This is a genomic window from Herbinix hemicellulosilytica (assembly GCF_002904165.1).
GTDB lineage: Bacteria > Bacillota > Clostridia > Lachnospirales > Lachnospiraceae > Mobilitalea > Mobilitalea hemicellulosilytica.
In genome coordinates this window covers 1-22,565 of record NZ_CVTD020000025.1, presented here as the reverse complement: position 1 = coordinate 22,565, position 22,565 = coordinate 1, and the positions used below count along the sequence as shown (strand labels likewise).

Genomic DNA, 22,565 nt, shown 5'->3' with positions numbered 1-22,565 from the left:
GAATACTTAACTAGATAATAAGGACTGCCGCAAATATTTCCGACATTATTTGCGGCAGTCTTCTTGTATTTGCTATGGATATGCCTAGGGGATAAAATTAAGTTGAAAAAATATAAACGGTAATGTTACAATAATAGGTGAATTATTACATTGAAGAACCCAGACGTTATAAGATTGAAAAGAAAGATACGGGAGTGAGTATATAATGGGACTGATAGAAAAAATATTTGGAACACACAGTGAAAGAGAAGTTAAGCGTGTGTTGCCTTTAGTTGACAGGATAGAAGCTCTTGAGCCTGAGATGGAGAAGCTGTCCGACGAAGCTCTAAGAGCCAAAACTGTCGAGTTTAAAAACAGACTGAAAAACGGTGAAACCCTTGATGATATATTGGTAGAAGCTTATGCGGCGGTAAGAGAAGCCGCAAAAAGGGTCCTTGGAATGAGGCATTTCAGAGTACAGCTGATCGGTGGTATAATTTTGCATCAGGGACGCATAGCCGAGATGAAAACCGGTGAAGGAAAGACCCTGGTGGCTACGCTTCCGGCATATTTAAATGCTTTGGAAGGAAAAGGCGTACATGTCGTTACAGTTAACGACTACCTGGCCAAGCGTGATACCGAATGGATGGGCAAGATTTATGAATTTTTAGGTTTGTCGGTCGGGGTAATTTTAAACAGCATGGACAGGGAAGAAAGAAAAAAGGCCTATGCTTGCGATATTACTTACGGTACCAACAATGAGTTCGGCTTTGATTATCTTAGGGATAACATGGTCATTTACAAAGAACAACTGGTTCAAAGGGATCTTCATTATGCCATAATTGACGAGGTTGACTCTGTTCTTATAGATGAGGCAAGAACACCTTTGATTATATCAGGAAGCAGCGGTAAGTCCACCGAATTATACAGGGTATGTGATATACTGGCAAGACAGCTGGTAAAAGGTAAAGCCAGCGGCGAGCTTACCAAGATGGCGGCCATAATGAAAGAAGAAATAAAAGAAGAAGGCGACTTTATAGTCAACGAAAAAGAGAAAAATGTACATTTGACAGAGCAGGGAATTAAAAAGGTAGAGCAGTTTTTTAATATTGAAAACCTTGCCGATCCTGAGAACCTGGAAATCCAGCATCATGTAATCCTTGCCCTCAGGGCTCATTATCTTATGCACAGAGATAAAGATTATGTAGTTAAAGACGATGAGGTCCTTATTGTGGATGAGTTTACGGGCCGTATTATGCCGGGAAGACGCTACAGTGACGGACTTCATCAAGCAATAGAGGCTAAAGAAAGGGTTAAGGTAAAGAGAGAGTCAAAGACCTTAGCTACCATAACTTTCCAGAACTTCTTTAACAAGTATAAGAAAAAATGCGGTATGACCGGAACGGCGCTTACAGAAGAGCAAGAATTCAGAGAAATTTACGGTATGGACGTAATTGAAATTCCTACCAACGTTCCCGTAATCCGTATAGACCATGAAGATGCGGTTTATAAGACAAAGAAGGAAAAGCTGGCTGCCATAATAAAAGATATTGAAGAATCCCACAAGAAAGGACAGCCGGTACTGGTGGGTACTATTTCTATCGAGGCGTCGGAAGAAATCAGTGAGTTGTTGAAGAAGAAGAGAATTCCTCATAACGTACTTAATGCCAAATATCATGAGATGGAAGCTCAAATAATAGCCGAGGCCGGAAAACTCGGAGCAGTTACAATTGCCACAAATATGGCCGGCCGTGGTACAGATATTAAACTGGGAGAAGGTGCTGCCGAAGTAGGCGGACTGAAAGTTATCGGTACCGAACGTCATGAATCAAGGCGTATTGACAACCAGTTAAGAGGACGTTCAGGAAGACAGGGAGATCCCGGTGAATCCCGCTTTTATATTTCATTGGAAGACGACCTTATGCGTCTGTTCGGTTCGGAACGACTTATGAATATATTTAATTCTTTGGGTATACCCGAGGGAGAGCAGATACAGCACAAGATGCTTTCCAGCGCCATTGAAAAAGCACAAAAAAGAATAGAGAACAACAACTTCGGTATAAGAAAGAACCTGCTTGAATACGACCAGGTAAATAACGAACAGAGAGAAGTTATTTACGCCGAAAGAAGAAGGGTCCTGAACGGAGAAAACATGAGGGATACCATATTCAAGATGATTACCGATACCGTAGAAGGGTGTGTAAATACTTGTATCGGTGATGATCAGTCTCCGTCCGAATGGGATTTGGATGAGTTAAATAATATGCTGCTTCCTATAATACCTATGGAGCCTGTAGTGCTTACACCGCAGCAGATGAAATCCATGAAGAAAAATGACCTGATTCAGCAGCTTAAAGAAAAAGCGGTAAAATTCTATGAGGAAAAAGAAGCCGAATTTCCTGACAGCGAACATTTAAGAGAGATAGAACGGGTTATTCTGCTTAGGGTTATTGACCGTAAATGGATGGATCACATAGATGATATGGACCAGCTGCGTCAGGGTATCGGGCTTCAGGCATATGGTAACCGTCAGCCTATAGTTGAATATAAATTCCAGGGCTTTGAAATGTTTGAAGCAATGATAAACTCCATCCGCGAGGAAACCGTTAAGGCTCTTATGCACGTAAGAGTCGAGCAAAAGGTTGAAAGGGAAGAAGTTGCTAAAGTAACAGGAACAAACAGGGATGACACTGTGGCAAGGACTCCGATTAAAAGAGCAAGCAAAAAGATTATGCCCAATGATCCGTGTCCTTGCGGAAGCGGAAGAAAATATAAGCATTGCTGCGGACGTAATGCTTAATAACGAATTTTTATACAATTTTGGTTGAATTTTTATAAATGGTAGTATATAATACTAGAAAGAGGTGATACAGTGGTAGAGTTAGATCAATATAAATATACCTTGGAGAATTTTGAAAAACCGCTGGCTGAAGTGGGGGATGCACTTTGACCTGGCAGGTAAGGAATCGCGAATAAAAGAGATAAGTTCGATAATGGAAGCCCCGGGATTTTGGGATGATGCAAAAAAGGCTCAGGAAATTATAAAAGAATTAAACGGGCTAAAAAACATTGTCGAAAAATACAACAGACTTAAGAATGAATATGAGGATCTAGAAACTCTTATTCAGATAGGATATGAGGAAAATGATGAGTCGCTGCTTCCTGAAATAAAAGAAGCATTGGACAAATTTGAGGAAGATTTTGAGGAGCTAAGACTTAGAACATTACTGTCCGAGGAGTATGACAGTTACAATGCGATTTTAACACTGCATGCGGGAGCGGGCGGCACTGAAAGCTGCGATTGGGCCGGAATGTTATGCAGAATGTATCAAAGATGGGCCGACAAAAAAGGTTTTACCGTACAGGTACTTGATTATCTGGACGGTGAAGAAGCAGGAATAAAATCTGTTACCCTTCAAATTAACGGTGAATATGCATACGGTTATTTAAAATCGGAGCGGGGAGTTCATCGCCTGGTAAGAATATCACCGTTTAATGCGGCAGGAAAAAGACAGACTTCCTTTGTATCCTGTGATGTCATGCCGGATATTGAAGAAGATATAGACATAGAAATCGATGAAAAAGATTTAAGAATCGATACTTATCATGCAAGCGGTGCAGGCGGACAGCATGTAAATAAAACCGCATCCGCAGTCAGGATAACCCATCTTCCTACCAATATCGTAGTACAGTGTCAGAACGAACGCTCACAGATACAGAACAGGGAAAAGGCCATGCAAATGCTGAAGGCGAAACTGTATATGATGAAGCAGCAGGAAAATCAGGAGAAAATATCCGAACTCAGAGGGGAAGTAAAAGAAATTGGCTGGGGCAATCAAATTCGTTCCTATGTTCTGCAGCCGTATACTTTAGTAAAAGATCACAGGACGAATGAGGAAGTCGGTAACGCACAGAGCGTCCTTGACGGGAACCTGGATCCCTTTATAAACGCTTATTTAAAATGGAATGCACAAAGAAAGTTACAATCGAAATAACCGGTTATTAAGGCGGGACAGCTTAAGGAGGTTTACAAATGAGTATAAAGCAAGCGGTTTTTCAGATAAACGGAGAAGAATACGGATTGGATATAACCAAGGTAAGTACGATTGAAAAGGATTTGGAAGTAGTTAAAGCCGAAAAAATGCCAAAAAACATAAAGGGCAAGATAAATTTGAGAGGAACTGAAATTCCCGTATTCAGTTTAAGGAGGAAATTTAACCTTCCTGATGAAGAAGCAGATAAAGATACAAGGTATTTGATTACCAATGCAGGAGATGTGCAAATTGCCCTTGAGGTAGACCTTGTAAAGGGTATTAAAGATTTTGACCAATCCGATGTATTTGATGTTCCCGAGGTATTAAAAAACAGCGGCACCTCTTATTTAAAATCTATAGCATATTCAGACGGAGAACTTATTTTGCTTTTAGACAGTAATTTACTTCTTTCAGACGATGAAGTGAATGCTTTAAAAATGCCTAAAAGTAATTAAGTATGGCTAAAAAGTCAAATTCTCCGATCGGGTTTTAGAGTGGAGGACAAGATGAAAAAGAGGATAATCGGTATTGTAACATTAGCAATATTTTTAATGATTTTAGCTACGGGATGCAAATCAAAGCAGGATAATACCATAATAGTAGGTACAGAAGCAAGTTTTGCGCCTTATGAATATTTGGAAGGCGATGAGGTAGTCGGAGTAGATATGGATATAGCCAAAGCCATAGCGGATTACCTTGGAAAAGAGCTTGTAATAAAGAATATGGATTTTGACGGGGCACTGGCTGCGGTGGCAAGCGGCCAGGTAGATTTTGTGGCAGCAGGCGTATCCATCAGCGAAGAAAGATTGGAAACGATGGATTTTTCCGTTGAGTATGTGGATAACACGGAAGTTGTTGTAGTAAATAAGGAGAATCCTACCGTCTCAAGTTTAGATGATCTGGACGGAAAGATTATCGGTGTTCAGCAAGGGAATATAGCTGATTTCTGGGTTGAAGAAAACGTAAACGCAAAAGAAATCAGACGCTATACAAAGTTTGGCCAGGCAGCGGAAGATTTAAAGAACGGTAAAATTGACTGTATAGTTATGGATAATTTGCCGGCCGAAGAAATGGTAGAAGCAAATCCCGAACTTACTATTCTTGACGGGGTATTGTTTGAGGATAAGTATGCCATAGCCGTAAAGAAAGGCAACAAAGAACTGCTGGAGGCAATAAATACGGTTATAGAACAACTTAAAACCGAAGGAAAAATTGAAGAATTTATAGCAAACCATACAAGCAAAAGCAAAAATCAATAATTTTGCCGAAGGTACACATATCCTTGCATGTGTATCTTTGTAGACCTACCTTTAAATGTAAGGGCTGTATCTATAGTGCAGCCCTATATTAATGCAAAAAGAAAGTCGTCCCTTATATCTTGTTGCATTAATTTTTTCCAAGGAGGTTATGAAAGGAGAGAAAATTTTGTATTTATCAGGTTCATGGTTTAACTGGGCAAATGATTTATATAAGTCATTTTACAATGCGTTAATTCCAAACCAGCGGTATATGTCATATATTAACGGCCTGAAAATAACCCTGTTAATTTCATTTTTTGCGGTTATTATCGGTATTTTAATCGGTATACTGGTAGCGGTTTTAAAAGTCGCTTCCGTAAACTATAAAATGCGGTGGCTGTCAAACATTTGCAATATTTATGTTAACGTTATCAGAGGTACACCGCTGATGGTTCAGCTTCTCATTATATACAATCTTATATTTACATCCAGAAATACCAATGAAATTGTGGTAGGGGCTGTTTGCTTTGGTATTAATTCCGGTGCATACGTGGCTGAAATTATCAGAGCAGGCATAGAATCCGTAGATAAAGGGCAGATGGAAGCAGGCCGTTCTTTGGGGCTTAGTTATGTGCAGACTATGAGAAAGATTATTTTGCCACAGGCTATTAAGAATATTCTTCCGGCTTTGGGAAACGAGTTTATTACCTTAATTAAAGAAACTTCCGTAGCAAGTGTTATTGCGGTAACAGAGCTTACAAAAGCCGCTCAATATATCGGATCAAGAACATGGAAAATACTGCCTCCGTTAATAATAGCAGCTTTATGTTATCTTGTCCTTGTAATGGGCTTATCTAAACTTTTATCCTTATTTGAAAGGAGGCTGGCTAAGGGTGATCGTAACTAAAAATCTAAAAAAGGTTTTCGGAAACAACTGGGTTTTAAACGGTATTGACGAAACTATAAACAAGGGAGAAAAGGTGGTAGTTATAGGACCATCAGGGTCCGGAAAATCCACATTTTTGCGCTGCCTGAATTTGCTTGAAGAGCCTACGGAAGGTGAGATTTGGTTTGAAGGAAAAAAGATAAACGATAAAAATGTTGATATAAATAAAATCCGGCAAAAAATGGGCATGGTGTTTCAGCAGTTTAATTTATTTCCTCATCTTACGGTTTTGGAAAATATAACATTGGCTCCGACAAAGCTTGGCATTATGACCAAAGATCAAGCCGACGATAAAGCAATAGAGCTTCTTAACAGAATCGGACTTAAAGAAAAAGCGTTATCATATCCGAATCAGTTGTCCGGAGGTCAAAAACAGCGTATAGCCATAATCAGGGCTCTGGCAATGAATCCTGATGTGATGCTCTTTGATGAGCCTACTTCCGCCCTGGATCCGGAGATGGTAGGGGAAGTACTGGAGCTTATGGAAGCCCTGGCTCAGGAAGGAATGACTATGGTTGTGGTAACCCATGAGATGAGATTTGCAAAGAGAGTTGCCACAAGAGTCATGTTTATGGATGAAGGAAAGATAGTTGAACAGAATACGCCGGAGGCGTTTTTCGATAATCCACAGCATCCGAGATTAAAGGAATTCCTTTCTAAAATATTGTAAAATAAATTATAATAATTCAAACTTAAGAACACGTGCTGTGATTTGAGAGTCATAAGCGGGATTTTTGATCCGGTTAGTGGCGCAAAGGATTGCAGCAGGTGTTTTTTCTGTATATATCGTGAATTAGGTTCTTAACCCTTTATTTATAATTAAAACATCAAATTTATTCTTATAAGAAAATATGTATTTTTATACAAAGAATTCAATAGATAACTTACATAATCTGTCATAAGTGACAAAAGTTATTTTTTCCGACCGCGGCTTTGTAATTTCGTCTTGCATTATGCATAATTATATGATAAGATTTCTTTCTATCAAAGACAATTGTATCCGTAGAAAATACAACTGAAAAATAAAAATTGGGAGGTATTTTGTTGTGCGGGATGACGAGTATTACATTGTAAGAAAGAAGGCTTTGCCTGAAGTGCTTTTAAAAGTAGTGGAGGCTAAAAGACTTCTTGATTCTGAGCGGGCTATGACCGTGCAGGAGGCAACGGATGCCGTTCAGATCAGCAGAAGTTCATTTTATAAATATCGTGATGACATTTTTCCTTTTTATGATCATTCCAGGGGCAAAACAATAACATTTATGATTCAAATGGACGATACCCCGGGGTTGCTTTCAAAAGTTCTGAATAATGTGGCTAAAGCTCAGGCGAATATTCTGACAATACATCAGTCTATTCCGGTTAACAAGATAGCAATGTTAACCTTAAGCGTAGAAATCTTACCCCAGACGGACGATATTTCACTGATGCTGAAAGCCATAGAAGATTTGGATGGTATTCATTATGTAAAGATATTGGCAAGAGAATAGTTCATATAAAAACAATTACTATAGCTAGGAAATGGAGGTTTTCAATGATTAACATAGCGGTTCTAGGATACGGAACAATAGGTTCTGGTGTTGTCGAAGTTTTGAAATTAAACGGGGACAGCATATGCAAAAGAGCCGGTGACAGAATTAATGTAAAGTATGTATTGGATATAAGAGATTTTCCCGGTAATCCCATTATGGAGATATTGGTTCATGACGTTAATATAATTCTTAATGATCCTGATGTTAAAATTGTGGTTGAGGTCATGGGAGGAACAGAACCTGCCTACACTTATGTGAAGGAAGCGTTGTTAAGAGGGAAAAGTGTTGTTACATCAAACAAGGAATTGGTGGCAAAGTACGGTGCAGAACTTATTGATATAGCAAAAGAAAGGAATACAAACTTTCTTTTTGAGGCCAGTGTAGGTGGAGGAATACCTATTATAAGACCCTTAAACCAGTCATTGACTGCGGATGAAATTGTTGAAATTACCGGCATTCTAAACGGTACAACAAACTATATACTGACTAAGATGGCAGAAGAAGGTATCGATTTTGAAACGGCGCTAAAAAACGCACAAAGCCTCGGATATGCCGAAAGGGATCCCAGTGCTGATGTGGAAGGGTACGATTCCTGCAGGAAGATAGCCATACTCTCATCCCTGGCATACGGTATGCAGGTGGATTATGAGGATATTTACACGGAAGGCATTTCTAAGATAACCGATACCGACATAAAATATGCCAAAGCGCTTGGTGCCAGGATAAAACTGTTTGCAACCAGCATAAGGGAAGATGACGATAGTGTATATGCGATGGTTGCACCGGTTATGATCAGGGCTAATCACCCCCTATACAGTGTGAATGATGTATTTAACGGTATTTTTGTCCGCGGCAATGTAATTGGGGATGTAATGTTTTACGGAAGCGGAGCGGGAAAACTTCCTACTGCCAGTGCAGTTGTAGCCGATGTGGTGGACTGTGCAAAGCATTTTAACAGGAACATATGGACCATATGGAGCAGCAAGAAACTCGAATTAACTGATATTAACAAAGTAAAACACAGATTTTTTGTAAGGGTTTTAAAGAATGAAAACTCAATTGATAGTTTAAGAGAATTATTCGGGGATATTGAGATTGCTCCCGAAGTGGTTGAGAATGAAATTGCTTTTATTACAAAGGAAATTGCGGAAAAAGAGATGAAGGATAAGAAAGAGAAATTAAGCGGATTCTTGGGAAGCATCAGAGTAAGGTTTTAAATAAAAATAAACGAATCTTACGTTTGAAGGGATTGGAGAAAATGAAATACATTATAGTACTGGGAGACGGGATGGCTGACGAACCGATCCAAAGCCTTGGCGGGAAAACCCCCATGATGGCGGCCAATACTCCATGTATGGATGCTCTGGCCAAAAAGGCGGAAATAGGTTTGGTAAAGACTATTCCGGAAGGGATGAGTCCTGGCAGTGATACGGCCAACCTTTCGGTACTCGGCTATGATCCACGCATTTATTACTCCGGAAGATCTCCTTTGGAAGCATTAAGTATCGGAGTGGATCTTGATGATACCGATATAGCATTAAGATGCAATCTTGTTACCCTTTCTGAGGATGGGGGATATGAAGACAAAGTTATAATAGATCACAGTTCCGGAGAGATTTCAACGGAAGATGCCGCCGTTTTAATTAATGAAGTTAAGAATTATTTTGAAAATGAAGTATATAAATTTTATGTCGGAACCAGTTACAGACATTTGACCGTATGGAAAGAGGGAGAAGTGGTTCCGTTATCTCAACCCCACGATATATTGGGAAAGGTAATCGGAGATTATTTGCCTAAAGATCCTGCCCTTAAAAAAATGATGAAGGACAGCTTTGATATCCTTAACAATCATCCTATAAATATTGAGAGAAAAAATAAAGGACTTAATAAAGCCAATTCCATATGGTTCTGGGGCGCAGGAACAAGGCCGGCTCTTACTTCCTTTAAAGAGAAATATAAAAAGAAAGGTGCTATGATATCGGCTGTGGATTTGCTTAAAGGAATAGCTGTCGGTGCCGGTATGAAAGTTATTGAAGTACCCGGGGCGAACGGGACCCTTCATACAAATTATGAAGGGAAGGCTAAAGCAGCCTTGGAGGTGCTTTTAAAAGAAAATTACGATTTTGTCTATATTCATGTGGAAGCCCCCGATGAAATGGGTCATCAGGGCAATGTCATGAATAAAATAAAAGCGATAGAGTATCTGGATCAAAGAGTAGTAAAACCCGTTACGGAAGGTTTGGAAAAGGCAGGTGTGGATTTCAGACTGCTTATTATGCCCGATCATCCCACACCGATCCGCTGCCGGACCCATACTGCTGATCCGGTACCTTATATGCTGTATGACAGCCGGGAAGACAAAAAAAATATTTATTTATTTGACGAAATTGATGCCGCAAAAAGCGGTATTGTAATCAGCGAAGGTCATACCATCATAGGGAGGTTATTTCACCAATGATTATGAGTAAGCACTATAACTTTGATTTAGGAGGCATCTATGTTAATAGTTAAGAAATTTGGCGGAACATCTGTAGGAGACAAAGAGAGGATTTTTAATGTTGCAAGAAGAATTGCCGAAGACTATAAAAAAGGGCATGAACTTGTGGTAGTACTGTCTGCTATGGGAAAGCAAACGGATATTTTAATACAGATGGCAAAAGACATTAATCCCAATCCGTCAAAAAGGGAACTGGATATGCTGCTTACGACCGGAGAACAGGTGTCCGTTGCCCTAATGGCCATGGCCCTTGATGTCCTTGGTGTGCCTGCAATTTCACTGAATGCTTTTCAGGTTGCAATGCATACCACATCGGTTTACGGCAATGCCAGATTAAAAAGAATTGATACCGACAGGATCAGAAACGAACTGCAAAACAGACGGGTAGTATTGGTTACGGGATTCCAGGGAGTAAACAAATTTGAAGACTATACCACCCTGGGAAGAGGAGGCTCGGATACCACTGCGGTTGCATTGGCAGCTGCTTTACATGCCGACATGTGCGAAATATATACGGATGTCGACGGAGTATATTCGGCCGATCCGCGGATTGTTAAGAATGCTATAAAGTTAAATGAAATTACATATGATGAAATGCTGGAACTGGCTTCGCTTGGAGCCGGTGTATTGCATAACCGTTCTGTAGAAATGGCTAAAAAATACGGGGTACAGTTGGTTGTTCGTTCCAGTATGAATGAAAACGAAGGTACAATAGTTAAGGAGGCAGTTAATATGGAGAAAATGCTTGTTAGCGGTGTGGCAGCCGATAAAAATGCAGCCCGTATTGCGGTAATAGGATTGGAGGATCAGCCCGGTGTGGCATTTAAATTATTCCACCATCTGGCAAGGCATAATATTAATGTTGATATCATATTACAGTCCATCGGGAGGGACGGAACCAAGGATATAAGCTTTACCGTAAAAGAAGACGATCTTGATGAAGCGGTTGCTACAATAGAACGTCACCGCGAAAGCATAAAATATCAAAAGCTGGATATAGAAAAGGGAGTCGCAAAAGTATCCATAGTCGGTGCAGGTATGATGTCCAATGCCGGTGTAGCAGCAAAGATGTTTGAGGCTCTGTACGATGTGGGAGTAAATATCAAAATGATATCTACTTCAGAAATCAGAGTTACCGTACTTATTGATGAATCACAAGTAGAAAAAGCCATGAATGCTGTTCATGATAAATTCTTTCCTACCCAAATGAATTAACCGGTTGCTTATAAAGATAAAATATAAATAGTTGAATTGACAGGGGTATACGGTTGTAAACACCAAGAAAGAGGCGTGTTTAGACCGTATACCCCATTTTTATAGTTGGATTATAGGTAAATTAATAATGCTACACTGTCTGTCACAGGCAGGTTTTATATTGATTTTCGTTAATCATTTTGATAATATAAAAATAACGCGTATCCATAAGTAAAAATATGGTTATTATATCGGTTTATTAAAACATAAAAAACTATTATGAAACAGGAGTAAGAGATGGATATTTTATATCAATTGAAAGAAGAACTAAGTATAAGACTGGAACAGGTAGAGGCAGCAGTCAGGCTTATTGACGAAGGCAACACCATACCTTTTATAGCCAGATACCGTAAAGAGGCAACAGGCTCGTTAAATGACGAGCAGTTAAGATTATTGTATGAAAGACTGCAGTATTTAAGAAATTTGGAAGAAAAAAAGAATCAGGTTATAAACAGTATTGATGAACAGGGAAAACTTACCGAAGAATTAAAAAATCAAATTCTTGAGGCAAAGACCCTGGTTGAAGTGGAGGATTTGTACCGGCCTTACAGGCCAAAGCGAAGGACCAGGGCTACAATAGCCAAGGAAAAGGGTCTGGACGGCCTTGCAGAACTTATAAAAGCCCAGGATACGGACAAGCCCATAAGTGAACTGGTGGTGCAATTCTTATCCGAAGAAAAAGAAGTTAATACAGTCGAAGAAGCCATTGCGGGAGCACTAGATATCCTTGCCGAAGAAGTATCTGACGAAGCGGAGTATAGGAGCTATATCCGAGATATAACAATTAAAGAAGGAAAGATTATATCTCAGGCTAAGGATGAGAATGTAGAATCTGTATACGAGATGTATTATAACTTCGAAGAAGAAGTCCAAAAAATACCGGGACACCGGGTGCTGGCCATTAACCGCGGAGAAAAAGAAAAATATCTTTCGGTAAAAATAGCTGCTCCGGAAGAAAAAATACTTAATTATCTGGAAAGAAAGGTTATAATTAAGGACAATCCATATACAAACGATTTATTAAAGGCTATGGTAGAAGACAGCTATAAAAGGCTGATTGGTCCTGCTATAGAAAGGGAAATTAGGAATAAACTTACCGAAGAGGCGGAAGACGGAGCCATAAAAGTGTTCGGAAAGAATCTGAAGCAACTGCTTATGCAGCCTCCTATAGCCGGCCATACGGTACTGGGATGGGACCCGGCCTTTCGTACAGGATGTAAACTGGCTGTTGTTGACCCTACAGGTAAGGTGCTTGATACGGTGGTAATATATCCTACCCCTCCCCAGAATAAAATCGATGAATCTAAGAAAATTCTTAAAGAATTAATTGATAAATATAATATTACACTTATATCTCTGGGAAACGGAACGGCTTCCAGAGAATCCGAAAAAGTGATAGTAGAACTCCTTAAAGAGATAGACAGACCGGTGAGTTACGTTATCGTAAACGAAGCGGGAGCTTCAGTATATTCGGCAAGCAAGCTTGCCTCGGAGGAATTCCCGGAATTTGATGTGGGACAAAGAAGTGCTGTATCCATAGCAAGAAGGTTGCAGGACCCTCTGGCTGAGCTTGTAAAGATTGACCCTAAGTCCATAGGGGTGGGACAATATCAGCATGATATGGATCAAAAGAAGCTCAGCGAAGCTTTGGCAGGGGTCGTGGAAGACTGCGTAAATAAAGTTGGAGTTGACCTTAACACCGCATCCGTTTCCCTGCTCGAATACGTTTCGGGAATCACTAAAACGGTGGCTAAAAATATTGTTGCATATCGCGAAGCTAACGGGCCGTTTAAAAACAGAAACGAACTGCTTAAGGTGCCTAAGCTTGGCCCGAAAATTTTTGAGCAGTGCGCCGGCTTTCTTCGCATCCGTGACGGTGAAAATCCCCTGGATGCAACCGGTGTTCATCCGGAATCTTACGAAGCTACAAATGCTTTACTTAATAAACTGGGATTAAGCTTGGAGGATATAAAAAACATTCAGGCTCAGGCTGCAGCGGCTAAATTAAATCCGGAAAGCATTCGCAAGAAAACCGCAAAGAAAAAGCAAAACTTGGTCGTAAAATCCGATAACACCGAAGTGGCAAAAGCTCTGGCATCAGCTGTAAAAAATGAAACAGTATCGGAGGATATGAAGACCGGTACAGACCTGCCTGAATATAGTTCAACATTATTAAGTGACAGAATAAAGGATATTAAAAAACTGGCTAATGAGTTGGGTATAGGAGAAATTACCTTAAGCGATATAATTAAAGAACTGGAAAAACCGGGCAGGGATCCTAGAGACGAAATGCCAAAGCCTATTCTTAGGACTGATGTTTTGGAGATATCCGACCTTAAGGAAGGAATGATTTTAAAAGGTACTGTAAGAAATGTCATAGATTTCGGAGCCTTTGTCGATATCGGAGTTCATCAGGACGGACTGGTTCATATTTCACAGCTTACAAACAAGAAATTTGTAAAGCATCCATTGGAAGTAGTCAGTGTAGGAGATATAGTGGATGTAAAAGTAATCGGTGTGGATGTTACTAAAAACAGGATTCAGCTTTCTATGATATTATAAGTTGTGTCATATGTGTTTTTCTGTGATATTATAAACTGCGGTAATCTGTTTCTTGCGGGGTATGAGATGAATACGGTCAATTATTTGATACTGGCAGTGGGGATACTTTGTTTAATTTATTACGGAATTATAATTTGCTATGCCGGAATCGGGGCTGCTTTTTCCCGGTTCTGGCTTTTTACCGGCATATCCTGCGTATTATTGTATATATCAAAAAGATATATGACTATAAAAAACATAACCTTGCCGTGGCAGACCAGATTAGGTGCTATTATTATACTTTTAGGCGGAATATGTACTTTTGTCATAATTGAGGGCTTGATTATATATCATTCAGTTATGAAAGCTAAGCCTGATGCGGAATATTTAATAGTTTTGGGAGCCCGGATAAGGGGAACAAAGATTACCAGAAGCCTGTATATGCGGCTTAAAACGGCGAAGGAGTACCTTAAGGATAATCATAAAACTCTGGTAATCGTGTCCGGCGGACAGGGACCGGGGGAAGATGTGCCGGAAGCGCAGGTAATGAAGAAATTTTTACAGGAAAACGGCATAGAAGAAAAAAGAATTTTGGTTGAAGATAAATCAAAAAATACCCTTGAAAATATTTTATACAGTAAAAAATTATTATGTAAAGATGATGCCGGGGTAGTGGTGGTAACCAGCGGTTTTCATATATTCCGTTCACTTTGTATAGCAAAAAAACAGGGATTAAAAAATGTTCAGGGCTTATCGGCACCCTGTGACAGGATTCTTTTAGTAAATTATTATGTAAGAGAAGCTTTTGGTGTTATAAAAGACTTTTTATACGGAAATATGTGATAGCCTGCTTGCAAATACCGGTCCAGCAGGTTTATCTGCTTTTATATATAATTTATGATTCCGGTGTTTTATGCAAATCGTACAGAAACTGCATATTATAGAGACAGTATTTGTAAAGTTGCCGGATTGACAATATAAAAACAGTGATATATTATATAATGGAAAAATAGAATAAAGGCAAATCTTCGGGGCAGGGTGAAATTCCCGACCGGCGGTATAGTCCGCGAATCACAGTAAATAAATTTTACTGTGACCGATTTGGTGAAATTCCAAAACCGACAGTAAAGTCTGGATGAGAGAAGAATAATAGGCTTAGTTATTACTGGCCCCGATATTCGTATCGGGGCTTAATTTTTACCTTTTTGCCTATTAAACCGGGATTTCCTTTAGAAAAAAAGGAGAGGTAAAATGAAAGCAAATATGAATCCGAATAAGAATCAGAAAACTGCAGGGGTCTTGTCTATAGAGTCCCTGACTATTATGGCCATGCTTGGCGGAATTTCCGTGGTACTTATGCTGTTTGATTTTCCGCTGTGGTTTGCTCCACCCTTTTATAAGCTTGATTTTAGTGAGGTCCCGGTACTTATAGGAGCTTTTGCCCTGGGACCGGCAGCAGGCATTATAATTGAGATGATCAAGATACTTTTGAACTTCGTCATTAATTTTACGGATACTGCCGGAGTAGGTGAAATGGCTAACTTTCTTATAGGCTGTTCCATGGTTGTACCCGCAGCTCTTATATATCACAGAAATAAGAAATTAAAGTCGGCAATAACAGGATTAATTGCGGGAACATTGTGTATGGTTGTTTTGGGAAGCTTTATGAATGCCTTTGTCCTTCTTCCTACTTACGCTTATTTCTTTAAAATGCCTATTAACACCATAATAGAAATGGGAACAAAGATAAATTCTTCCATAAAAAGTATGTCAACTTTTATTTTCTATGCGGTAGTACCGTTTAACCTTTTTAAAGGAACGGCGGTATCGCTCATAACACTTTTGCTTTATAAAAGACTAAGCAGAGTTATAAAAGCCGTTACAGGAATGTGATAGAACTATAAGAAATGATTGAATACTAAATCAAGTAAGACTGTCGCAACTTGTCTTGCGGCAGTCTTATAAATTTTCTTTAAAAATATAAAAAGAGGGTGCAGGCAAAACCAAATATTTATGAATAGGCAAAAGATTAAATGCTTATGTTCACCTTAATAAGTATTCTATGTCAGATGGCACACAAATAAAGGCATGGGTATTTGTTTATTTTTTTTGGTTTTTTTGCTATAATTGTCTTGCAAAAATTTAAGGAAATGTTATAACATACATGATACATGAAATAAAGATATCGTTTGTTATCTTTTGCTAACGAGATGTTGGTTAAATGAGGGAAATTATGATTATTGAGAGCTTTAGTCCTGAAGAAACCTATAAAATCGGATATGATATTGGCTGTAAAGCAAAAAGGGGACAAGTGTATTGCCTAAACGGCGATTTGGGAGTAGGTAAAACCGTATTTACCCAGGGGTTTGCAAAAGGGCTGGGAGTAGACGAGCCCGTAAACAGCCCTACATTTACCATTGTCCAGGAATATATGGGAAAAGACATGCCTTTTTATCATTTTGATGTATACCGTATAGGCGATGTATTGGAAATGGAAGAGATAGGATATGAGGAATATTTTTACGGAGACGGTGTCTGCCTTATAGAATGGGCGGGACTGATAGAAGATATATTGCCCGAAAACAGGATAGTTATAAATATAAAAAAGAACCTGCAAAAAGGTTTTGATTACAGAGAAATAGAAATTATTAATGCAATTAAACCATTTGAGGATTTAAAAGGAGAAACATTATGATAATACTGGCACTGGACAGCTCCGGACTGGTTGCTTCCGTTGCGGTGGCATCAGAAGAAGCGCTGCTGGCCGAATATACATTTAACTATAAAAAGACCCACTCACAGACTTTACTTCCAATGCTTGATGAAGTGGTCCGAATGCTTGACCTTGACTTAGCCGATATAGATGCTATAGCAGTTACGGCAGGACCCGGTTCTTTTACGGGACTTAGGATAGGTTCGGCGACAGCCAAAGGTTTGGGACTTGCTTTAAAAAAACCGATAGTTTCCGTTCCGACTTTGGACTGTATGGCTTATAATTTATACGGCACGGATATGTTAATCTGCCCCATGATGGATGCAAGAAGAGATCAGATATATACGGGACTGTATGAGTTTAGTAATGATGAGTTTAAAGTTATCACCCCTCAAAAGGCCGTAAGTATTGATGAAATTATTGAGGAAGTAAATAAGACCGGACGAAAAACGGTATTTCTGGGGGATGGGGTACCGGTTCATAAGGAAAAAATTACAAGGCAAATAACAACAGAGTATGTATTCGCACCGGTGCATATGAACAGGCAAAGGGCCGGAAGCTTAGCTGCTTTAGGAATAGAATATTTTAAAGCCGGACGAATTGAATCAGCCGCAGACCACCAGCCTGTATATCTTAGAATGAGCCAGGCCGAAAGAGAGCGGGCCGAGCGGCTTAAACGGGAAAATGAAAATAATACCGATAACATTTAATATAAGGAGCCAATCGGATGTTAGTCAGAAAGATGGAAGAAAGCGATTTGGAAGAAGTATGTACTATCGAGAAGGAAACCTTTTCCGAACCCTGGAGCAAGGCAGCCTTTATAGAATCTCTGTCCGGCGATAATAACCACTTTTTTGTAGTTGACATAGAGGGTACTATAGCCGGATATTGCGGTTATTACGAAGTTGCCGGAGAAGGTTATATATGCAATGTTGCGGTAAGAACTAACTTCAGAAGACAGGGCATAGGGTATAAGATGCTTAAGGAACTTATAAGGCATACACAGGAGAGAGGAATATATTCTTTGACCCTGGAAGTTAGAAAATCAAACTTGCCGGCAATAAATTTATATAAAAAGCTGGGATTTGTCGAAGCCGGTCTAAGAAAAGATTTTTATACCAAGCCCACTGAGGATGCAATTATTATGTGGAGGAACGACATACATTAATTCCCACTGTAAATATAAGTGTGTTGCGTTTATAATGTAATAAGATACGGGCAGGGCTGTCTATATTTCAGGAGGGATAAGTGGTGAAAAGAGCAGCAAGCAACAAAAATGATGATATGCAAATCTACTGCAACGCATGCGGTAAAAAGCTTAAAGTCGAAAACGGAATATTAAAAGAGGATGCTTTTGAGGCAGTTAAGGAATGGGGATATTTTTCCGAGTGGGATACACAGATTCATCGATTTAATTTATGTGAGATGTGTTATAAGAAAATTACCGGTGAATTTAAAATTCCCGTTGAAGTTAAAAATAAAACAGAAATCATGTAAACGTAAATTTAGGGAAGACGGCATAAAATGTACCGCCTTCCTTTTTTTAGGTAAAATGTAAAATAAGCATAATAGCACTTATATGATTTCGCAGAATGTGGTAAAATGATATTGTAGCCTATACTTCTTTATAGTAGAATTTAATATACTGATATGACATGAAAGGTACGAAATGTAATGTTGGATGTATGCTTATTGGGAACAAGCGGAATGATGCCGTTGCCCGGAAGATGGCTGACGGCTCTTATGACAAGATATAACGGAAGCAGTTTACTCATTGATTGCGGAGAAGGGACGCAAATAGCTATTAAAGAAAAGGGGTGGAGTGTTCATTCGATAGACATTATCTGCATTACTCATTTTCACGGAGATCATATAAGCGGCCTTCCAGGTTTATTACTATCGATGGGGAATTCTGACCGGACAAAACCGGTGTATATGGTGGGACCGGCGGGATTAAAAAAAGTGGTTGATTGCCTGCGGGTTATAGCCCCTGAACTTCCATATGAACTTAAATTTATCGAATTAAACGAAGCTGAACATGAAATAGAGCTATGCGGTTATACAATACGGGCATTTCAGGTCAATCATAATATCCCATGTTACGGTTACAGCTTAATTATAAAAAGGGGCGGTAAATTTTATCCGGAAAAGGCCAAGGAGAACAATATACCTATAAAGTATTGGAATTTACTTCAAAAAGGTGAAACCGTAGAGGATGATGGAAAAATATATACTCCGGAAATGGTACTCGGCCCCGAAAGAAAAGGCATCAAGCTTACCTATTGCACCGATTCCAGGCCGACGAATTCTATTATAGAAAATGCAAAAAATGCCGATTTATTTATATGTGAAGGTATGTACGGTGAAAAAGACAAGGATATCAAGGCAAAAGAATACAAGCATATGACATTTTGCGAAGCTGCTAAAATTGCAAAAAAGGCACAGGTTAAAGAGCTGTGGCTTACTCATTACAGCCCGTCTTTAGTTAGGCCTGAGGATTTTATAAATGAGGCAAAGAGGATTTTTACCAATACTAAAGCAGGTAGGGACAGAAAGAGTGTTACTTTGAAATTTGAGGATGACGGGGAGGATTAATATTTAAAACCGTTCAGTATTTATAAGCCGGAGGTGCAGTCATGAAAAGAGCAAAAAAACCTTTAGCTAATATATTTACATTAATATCGCTAGTTGCGGTTATAGTAGTGCTGTTTATCGTAAATCAATCGCAAAAAGCAAACAAGCAAAGAGAAACTTCAATAGAAAAGTTGACTGAAGTACAAAGAATATTGAAAATGGATTTGGTAAACGATTATCCTAAAACCCCCAGGGAGGTGGCTAAACTTCATGGGGATATGACCAGGCTTTTATATTCGGGAATTAAGGATGAGGAAATCGAAGAGCTGGCGATAAAAATAAGAGAACTGTGTGACGAAGAGTTTTTGGAACTTAATCCTATGGAGCAATATCTGACTGATTTATATTCTGATATATCTTTGTGGCGTAAGGTTGACCGAAAGATAGAAAATAACTTTATCGTTAATGAAGAAAAAGAAGAAAATTATAAAAAAGACGGCAAAGAATATGCTACGGCGTATATTTCCTTTACCGTGACAGAAAAGGGAAAAACATCGGAACTCAGAAAATATCTGATGAGAAAAGACAAAGACAACAGATGGAAAATTCTTGGATGGGAATATATAGCAGATAAATAAAAATAGTTATTAGACAAAATATAACTCATGACGAAAAGAGGAAATTATGAAAAGCAACATTAATATTTTGGCAATAGAAACCTCCTGTGACGAAACTGCTGCCTCAGTAGTAAGAAACGGTCGGGAGGTCCTTTCTAACATAATATCATCCCAAATTGAAATTCATAAAATATACGGAGGGGTTGTTCCGGAGATTGCATCAAGAAGACACATTGAAAAAATCAACCAAGTTATCGAAGAAGCGCTTAAAGAAGCGAATGTTACTCTGGATGATATAGATGCAATTGGTGTAACTTATGGTCCGGGATTGGTCGGGGCACTTTTAGTCGGAGTTGCAACGGCTAAAGCCATAAGTTTTGCAGCAAATAAACCCCTAATAGGTGTACATCATATCGAAGGACATGTATCAGCTAACTACATTGAAAACAAAGAACTTGAACCTCCTTTTTTATGCCTTATTGTGTCGGGAGGACACACCCATCTGGTATTGGTTAAGGATTACGGTGAATATGAAGTGATAGGAAAGACCCGGGATGATGCTGCCGGAGAAGCCTATGACAAAGTGGCAAGAGCGATAGGACTGGGTTATCCCGGAGGGCCAAAGATAGACAAACTGGCTAAGGAAGGAAACAGCCGGGCTATAGTCTTTCCCAGGGCTCATATTGAAGGGGCCCCTTATGATTTCAGCTTCAGTGGGTTGAAATCTGCTGTGCTAAATTACTTAAATTCCTGTGAAATGAAACATGAAGATATAAACAGGGCGGATGTGGCGGCATCTTTCCAGGAAGCCGTAGTGGACGTTCTTGTGTCAAAAACTATCCAGGCTGCAAAAGATTATAATATGAAAAAGGTTGCCATTGCAGGGGGAGTTGCTGCAAATTCGGCTCTGCAAAAAGCTATGAAGGAAGCCTGCATAGAGCATGGTTTTGAATATTATCATCCGTCACCTGTATTTTGTACTGATAATGCGGCTATGATAGGCTGCGCAGCTTATTATGAATATATAAAGGGCAGACTAAGCGGCCTTGACCTGAACGCTGTTCCTAATCTCAGAATAGGGGAGCGGTAAAAAATTACTTGCTTTTATTTTGATTAAAAGGGGTAAATAAATATTTTATATTACCTACAAGTTTTAGCTCCATAATAGCAGAATAAGGAGTATTGGGTAAACCTTGATAAGGATTTTAAGGTTTATAACGGAGAATGATTAAAATGCAAAATTTGCACAAAACGCATACGATGGACGATATACTTAAATCGGATGCCGGTCATTTGGAAATAGACGGGGTATATGAGTTAAAAAAATATGTTACTGCAATAATCCTGGCAGCCGGACAGGGTAAGAGAATGAATATGCCGGTGGCAAAGCAATTTATTATGCTGGATGGAAAGCCGATTATCTATTATTCTGTCAAGGCATTTGAAGAAAGCTGCGTTGACGATATAATTTTGATCTGCGGACAAGGGCAGGTTGATTACTGCAAAGAAAATATAATAAAAGCATATGGTTTTAAAAAGGTAAGGCATATTATAGAAGGCGGCAAGGAAAGATATGATTCTGTATATAATGGACTTTTGGCAATAAAAAACACCGATTACGTTCTTATACATGACGGAGCAAGACCTTTTATATCTGTTGACCTGATAAACGAAGTTATTAAAACAGTGTATGAAGACAAAGCCTGTATAGTTGCTGCTCCGGTTAAGGATACAATAAAAATGGTTGATAAAGGCGGATGGGTTAAAGATACACCGGACAGAAAATTGTTATGGGCTGCCCAAACCCCTCAGGCTTTTGAATATGGATTGATAAAAAAAGCTTATGAGGATTTGTTTAATTCTGAAGAGTTGCTAAGGGAAAATATTACAGACGATGCCATGGTGTTTAATATGTTTATAAATATGCCTGTTAAAGTTGTGAGGGGCGATTATTATAACATAAAGATTACTACACCTGAAGATTTGATATTTGCAAAAGGTATTCTTGAAGGGAAAACCAGGTAGATTATAGTTGATGGCTTCCTAAATTTTTGAAATTGTAATTAAAGTACAAACAATTCTAAAATGAAAAACAGAAAACCACTTGACACAAATTTGTTGTGGTGATACAATAGCTTAGCGACGTTCGAAATACGACGTAGGGAGAGGTGCCCGAGCGGCTTAAGGGGCTGGTCTTGAAAACCAGTGATTCCGCAAGGAACCGTGGGTTCGAATCCCACCCTCTCCGTTTAACATATACTATATGGATTTATAATAATCATATATGTATATGTTGAATATATTGAATTGTCCAAACAATTTAAAAAGTTTGACAATTTGATTAAACAGACAAAATTTGATATGGACATAATTATCAAAATGTTGTATTGTAATTAATACGGAGAAATACCCAAGTGGTTGAAGGGGCTCGCCTGGAAAGTGAGTAGGTCGTTAATAGCGGCGCGAGGGTTCAAATCCCTCTTTCTCCGTTCTGCTTTTCAAGTAAAATAAAAATCAAAAAAATATTTGAAAAGTAGTTGACAAAATAAATGAGGCATGATAATATTTTAAAGCTGACGTTAACAAGCGGCAGCAAAAAAGAAGGTTTTAAACGATAAGCGTATTAAGTTGTCGTTAGAGACT

Annotated in this window: 21 protein-coding genes, 2 tRNA genes and 1 riboswitch; all 23 genes read left to right on the top strand. The window is 39.0% G+C overall.

Going from position 1 to position 22,565, the window contains the following annotated elements:
- Positions 1-205 precede the first annotated feature (205 nt).
- Positions 206-2,779 carry a preprotein translocase subunit SecA gene (gene secA / locus HHT355_RS11260; RefSeq protein WP_103203546.1) on the top strand — a complete coding sequence of 858 codons (2,574 nt, stop codon included), beginning with the start codon at positions 206-208 and terminating at the stop codon, positions 2,777-2,779.
- Positions 2,780-2,851: 72 nt separating this feature from the next.
- A protein-coding gene (gene prfB / locus HHT355_RS11255; RefSeq protein ID WP_103203545.1) for a peptide chain release factor 2 occupies positions 2,852-3,974 on the top strand; the annotation gives its coding sequence in 2 pieces (ribosomal slippage) (positions 2,852-2,926 and positions 2,928-3,974; 1,122 coding nt in all).
- 38 nt (positions 3,975-4,012) lie between these two features.
- Positions 4,013-4,468, top strand: coding sequence for a chemotaxis protein CheW (locus HHT355_RS11250; RefSeq protein ID WP_103203544.1), 456 nt, complete (start codon positions 4,013-4,015; stop codon positions 4,466-4,468).
- Between the two features lie 51 nt (positions 4,469-4,519).
- Complete coding sequence (locus tag HHT355_RS11245) at positions 4,520-5,272, top strand: transporter substrate-binding domain-containing protein (RefSeq protein WP_103203543.1); 753 nt, start codon at positions 4,520-4,522, stop codon at positions 5,270-5,272.
- 148 nt (positions 5,273-5,420) lie between these two features.
- On the top strand, positions 5,421-6,158 hold the full coding sequence (locus tag HHT355_RS11240; protein WP_103203542.1) for an amino acid ABC transporter permease: 738 nt from the start codon (positions 5,421-5,423) through the stop codon (positions 6,156-6,158).
- On the top strand, positions 6,145-6,867 hold the full coding sequence (locus tag HHT355_RS11235) for an amino acid ABC transporter ATP-binding protein (RefSeq protein WP_103203541.1): 723 nt from the start codon (positions 6,145-6,147) through the stop codon (positions 6,865-6,867). The genes HHT355_RS11240 and HHT355_RS11235 overlap by 14 nt, the downstream gene beginning before the upstream one ends.
- A 376-nt stretch (positions 6,868-7,243) precedes the next feature.
- Positions 7,244-7,684, top strand: a complete 441-nt coding sequence (locus HHT355_RS11230) for an ACT domain-containing protein (protein WP_103203540.1) — start codon at positions 7,244-7,246, stop codon at positions 7,682-7,684.
- A gap of 44 nt (positions 7,685-7,728) precedes the next feature.
- Complete coding sequence (locus HHT355_RS11225) at positions 7,729-8,943, top strand: homoserine dehydrogenase (RefSeq protein WP_103203539.1); 1,215 nt, start codon at positions 7,729-7,731, stop codon at positions 8,941-8,943.
- 41 nt (positions 8,944-8,984) lie between these two features.
- Entirely contained in the window at positions 8,985-10,184 is a 1,200-nt protein-coding gene (locus tag HHT355_RS11220) for a cofactor-independent phosphoglycerate mutase (RefSeq protein WP_103203538.1), read from the top strand.
- Positions 10,185-10,223: 39 nt separating this feature from the next.
- Positions 10,224-11,438 carry an aspartate kinase gene (locus HHT355_RS11215; RefSeq protein WP_103203537.1) on the top strand — a complete coding sequence of 405 codons (1,215 nt, stop codon included), beginning with the start codon at positions 10,224-10,226 and terminating at the stop codon, positions 11,436-11,438.
- Between the two features lie 276 nt (positions 11,439-11,714).
- Complete coding sequence (locus tag HHT355_RS11210; protein WP_103203536.1) at positions 11,715-14,039, top strand: Tex family protein; 2,325 nt, start codon at positions 11,715-11,717, stop codon at positions 14,037-14,039.
- A 66-nt stretch (positions 14,040-14,105) separates the two neighbouring features.
- Positions 14,106-14,861 carry a YdcF family protein gene (locus HHT355_RS11205; RefSeq protein WP_103203535.1) on the top strand — a complete coding sequence of 252 codons (756 nt, stop codon included), beginning with the start codon at positions 14,106-14,108 and terminating at the stop codon, positions 14,859-14,861.
- 177 nt (positions 14,862-15,038) lie between these two features.
- Positions 15,039-15,169, top strand: a riboswitch (FMN riboswitch).
- 100 nt (positions 15,170-15,269) lie between these two features.
- Entirely contained in the window at positions 15,270-15,911 is a 642-nt protein-coding gene (locus tag HHT355_RS11200) for an ECF transporter S component (RefSeq protein ID WP_242967665.1), read from the top strand.
- A gap of 340 nt (positions 15,912-16,251) precedes the next feature.
- Positions 16,252-16,713 carry a tRNA (adenosine(37)-N6)-threonylcarbamoyltransferase complex ATPase subunit type 1 TsaE gene (gene tsaE / locus HHT355_RS11195; RefSeq protein WP_103203534.1) on the top strand — a complete coding sequence of 154 codons (462 nt, stop codon included), beginning with the start codon at positions 16,252-16,254 and terminating at the stop codon, positions 16,711-16,713.
- Positions 16,710-17,441: a tRNA (adenosine(37)-N6)-threonylcarbamoyltransferase complex dimerization subunit type 1 TsaB gene (gene tsaB / locus HHT355_RS11190; protein ID WP_103203533.1), complete on the top strand. Its 732-nt coding sequence runs from the start codon at positions 16,710-16,712 to the stop codon at positions 17,439-17,441. Before tsaE ends, tsaB begins: the two co-directional genes overlap by 4 nt.
- 17 nt (positions 17,442-17,458) lie before the next feature.
- Positions 17,459-17,899, top strand: coding sequence for a ribosomal protein S18-alanine N-acetyltransferase (gene rimI, locus HHT355_RS11185; protein ID WP_103203532.1), 441 nt, complete (start codon positions 17,459-17,461; stop codon positions 17,897-17,899).
- A gap of 83 nt (positions 17,900-17,982) precedes the next feature.
- Positions 17,983-18,228 (top strand): hypothetical protein, encoded by a 246-nt coding sequence (locus tag HHT355_RS11180; protein WP_242967664.1) that lies wholly within the window; start codon positions 17,983-17,985, stop codon positions 18,226-18,228.
- 177 nt (positions 18,229-18,405) lie between these two features.
- Positions 18,406-19,326: a ribonuclease Z gene (locus tag HHT355_RS11175; protein WP_103203531.1), complete on the top strand. Its 921-nt coding sequence runs from the start codon at positions 18,406-18,408 to the stop codon at positions 19,324-19,326.
- Between the two features lie 41 nt (positions 19,327-19,367).
- Entirely contained in the window at positions 19,368-19,943 is a 576-nt protein-coding gene (locus tag HHT355_RS11170) for a DUF6715 family protein (RefSeq protein ID WP_103203530.1), read from the top strand.
- A gap of 46 nt (positions 19,944-19,989) precedes the next feature.
- On the top strand, positions 19,990-21,012 hold the full coding sequence (gene tsaD / locus HHT355_RS11165) for a tRNA (adenosine(37)-N6)-threonylcarbamoyltransferase complex transferase subunit TsaD (protein WP_103203529.1): 1,023 nt from the start codon (positions 19,990-19,992) through the stop codon (positions 21,010-21,012).
- Positions 21,013-21,155: 143 nt separating this feature from the next.
- Positions 21,156-21,947, top strand: coding sequence for a 2-C-methyl-D-erythritol 4-phosphate cytidylyltransferase (gene ispD / locus HHT355_RS11160; protein WP_242967663.1), 792 nt, complete (start codon positions 21,156-21,158; stop codon positions 21,945-21,947).
- Positions 21,948-22,084: 137 nt separating this feature from the next.
- Positions 22,085-22,170, top strand: a tRNA-Ser gene (locus HHT355_RS11155).
- Between the two features lie 152 nt (positions 22,171-22,322).
- Positions 22,323-22,411, top strand: a tRNA-Ser gene (locus tag HHT355_RS11150).
- Positions 22,412-22,565 lie beyond the last annotated feature (154 nt).

Bases quoted from the DNA above. Each gene is read 5' to 3' on its own strand.
- HHT355_RS11225 (WP_103203539.1), top strand. From the start codon at position 7,729: ATGATTAACATAGCGGTTCTAGGATACGGAACAATAGGTTCTGGTGTT.
- HHT355_RS11240 (WP_103203542.1), top strand. From the start codon at position 5,421: ATGAAAGGAGAGAAAATTTTGTATTTATCAGGTTCATGGTTTAACTGG.
- HHT355_RS11210 (WP_103203536.1), top strand. From the start codon at position 11,715: ATGGATATTTTATATCAATTGAAAGAAGAACTAAGTATAAGACTGGAA.
- HHT355_RS11220 (WP_103203538.1), top strand. From the start codon at position 8,985: ATGAAATACATTATAGTACTGGGAGACGGGATGGCTGACGAACCGATC.
- HHT355_RS11170 (WP_103203530.1), top strand. From the start codon at position 19,368: ATGAAAAGAGCAAAAAAACCTTTAGCTAATATATTTACATTAATATCG.
- secA (WP_103203546.1), top strand. From the start codon at position 206: ATGGGACTGATAGAAAAAATATTTGGAACACACAGTGAAAGAGAAGTT.
- tsaB (WP_103203533.1), top strand. From the start codon at position 16,710: ATGATAATACTGGCACTGGACAGCTCCGGACTGGTTGCTTCCGTTGCG.
- HHT355_RS11205 (WP_103203535.1), top strand. From the start codon at position 14,106: ATGAATACGGTCAATTATTTGATACTGGCAGTGGGGATACTTTGTTTA.
- HHT355_RS11245 (WP_103203543.1), top strand. From the start codon at position 4,520: ATGAAAAAGAGGATAATCGGTATTGTAACATTAGCAATATTTTTAATG.
- HHT355_RS11215 (WP_103203537.1), top strand. From the start codon at position 10,224: ATGTTAATAGTTAAGAAATTTGGCGGAACATCTGTAGGAGACAAAGAG.
- HHT355_RS11175 (WP_103203531.1), top strand. From the start codon at position 18,406: ATGTTGGATGTATGCTTATTGGGAACAAGCGGAATGATGCCGTTGCCC.
- tsaD (WP_103203529.1), top strand. From the start codon at position 19,990: ATGAAAAGCAACATTAATATTTTGGCAATAGAAACCTCCTGTGACGAA.
- HHT355_RS11250 (WP_103203544.1), top strand. From the start codon at position 4,013: ATGAGTATAAAGCAAGCGGTTTTTCAGATAAACGGAGAAGAATACGGA.
- tsaE (WP_103203534.1), top strand. From the start codon at position 16,252: ATGATTATTGAGAGCTTTAGTCCTGAAGAAACCTATAAAATCGGATAT.
- HHT355_RS11200 (WP_242967665.1), top strand. From the start codon at position 15,270: ATGAAAGCAAATATGAATCCGAATAAGAATCAGAAAACTGCAGGGGTC.
- ispD (WP_242967663.1), top strand. From the start codon at position 21,156: ATGCAAAATTTGCACAAAACGCATACGATGGACGATATACTTAAATCG.
- rimI (WP_103203532.1), top strand. From the start codon at position 17,459: ATGTTAGTCAGAAAGATGGAAGAAAGCGATTTGGAAGAAGTATGTACT.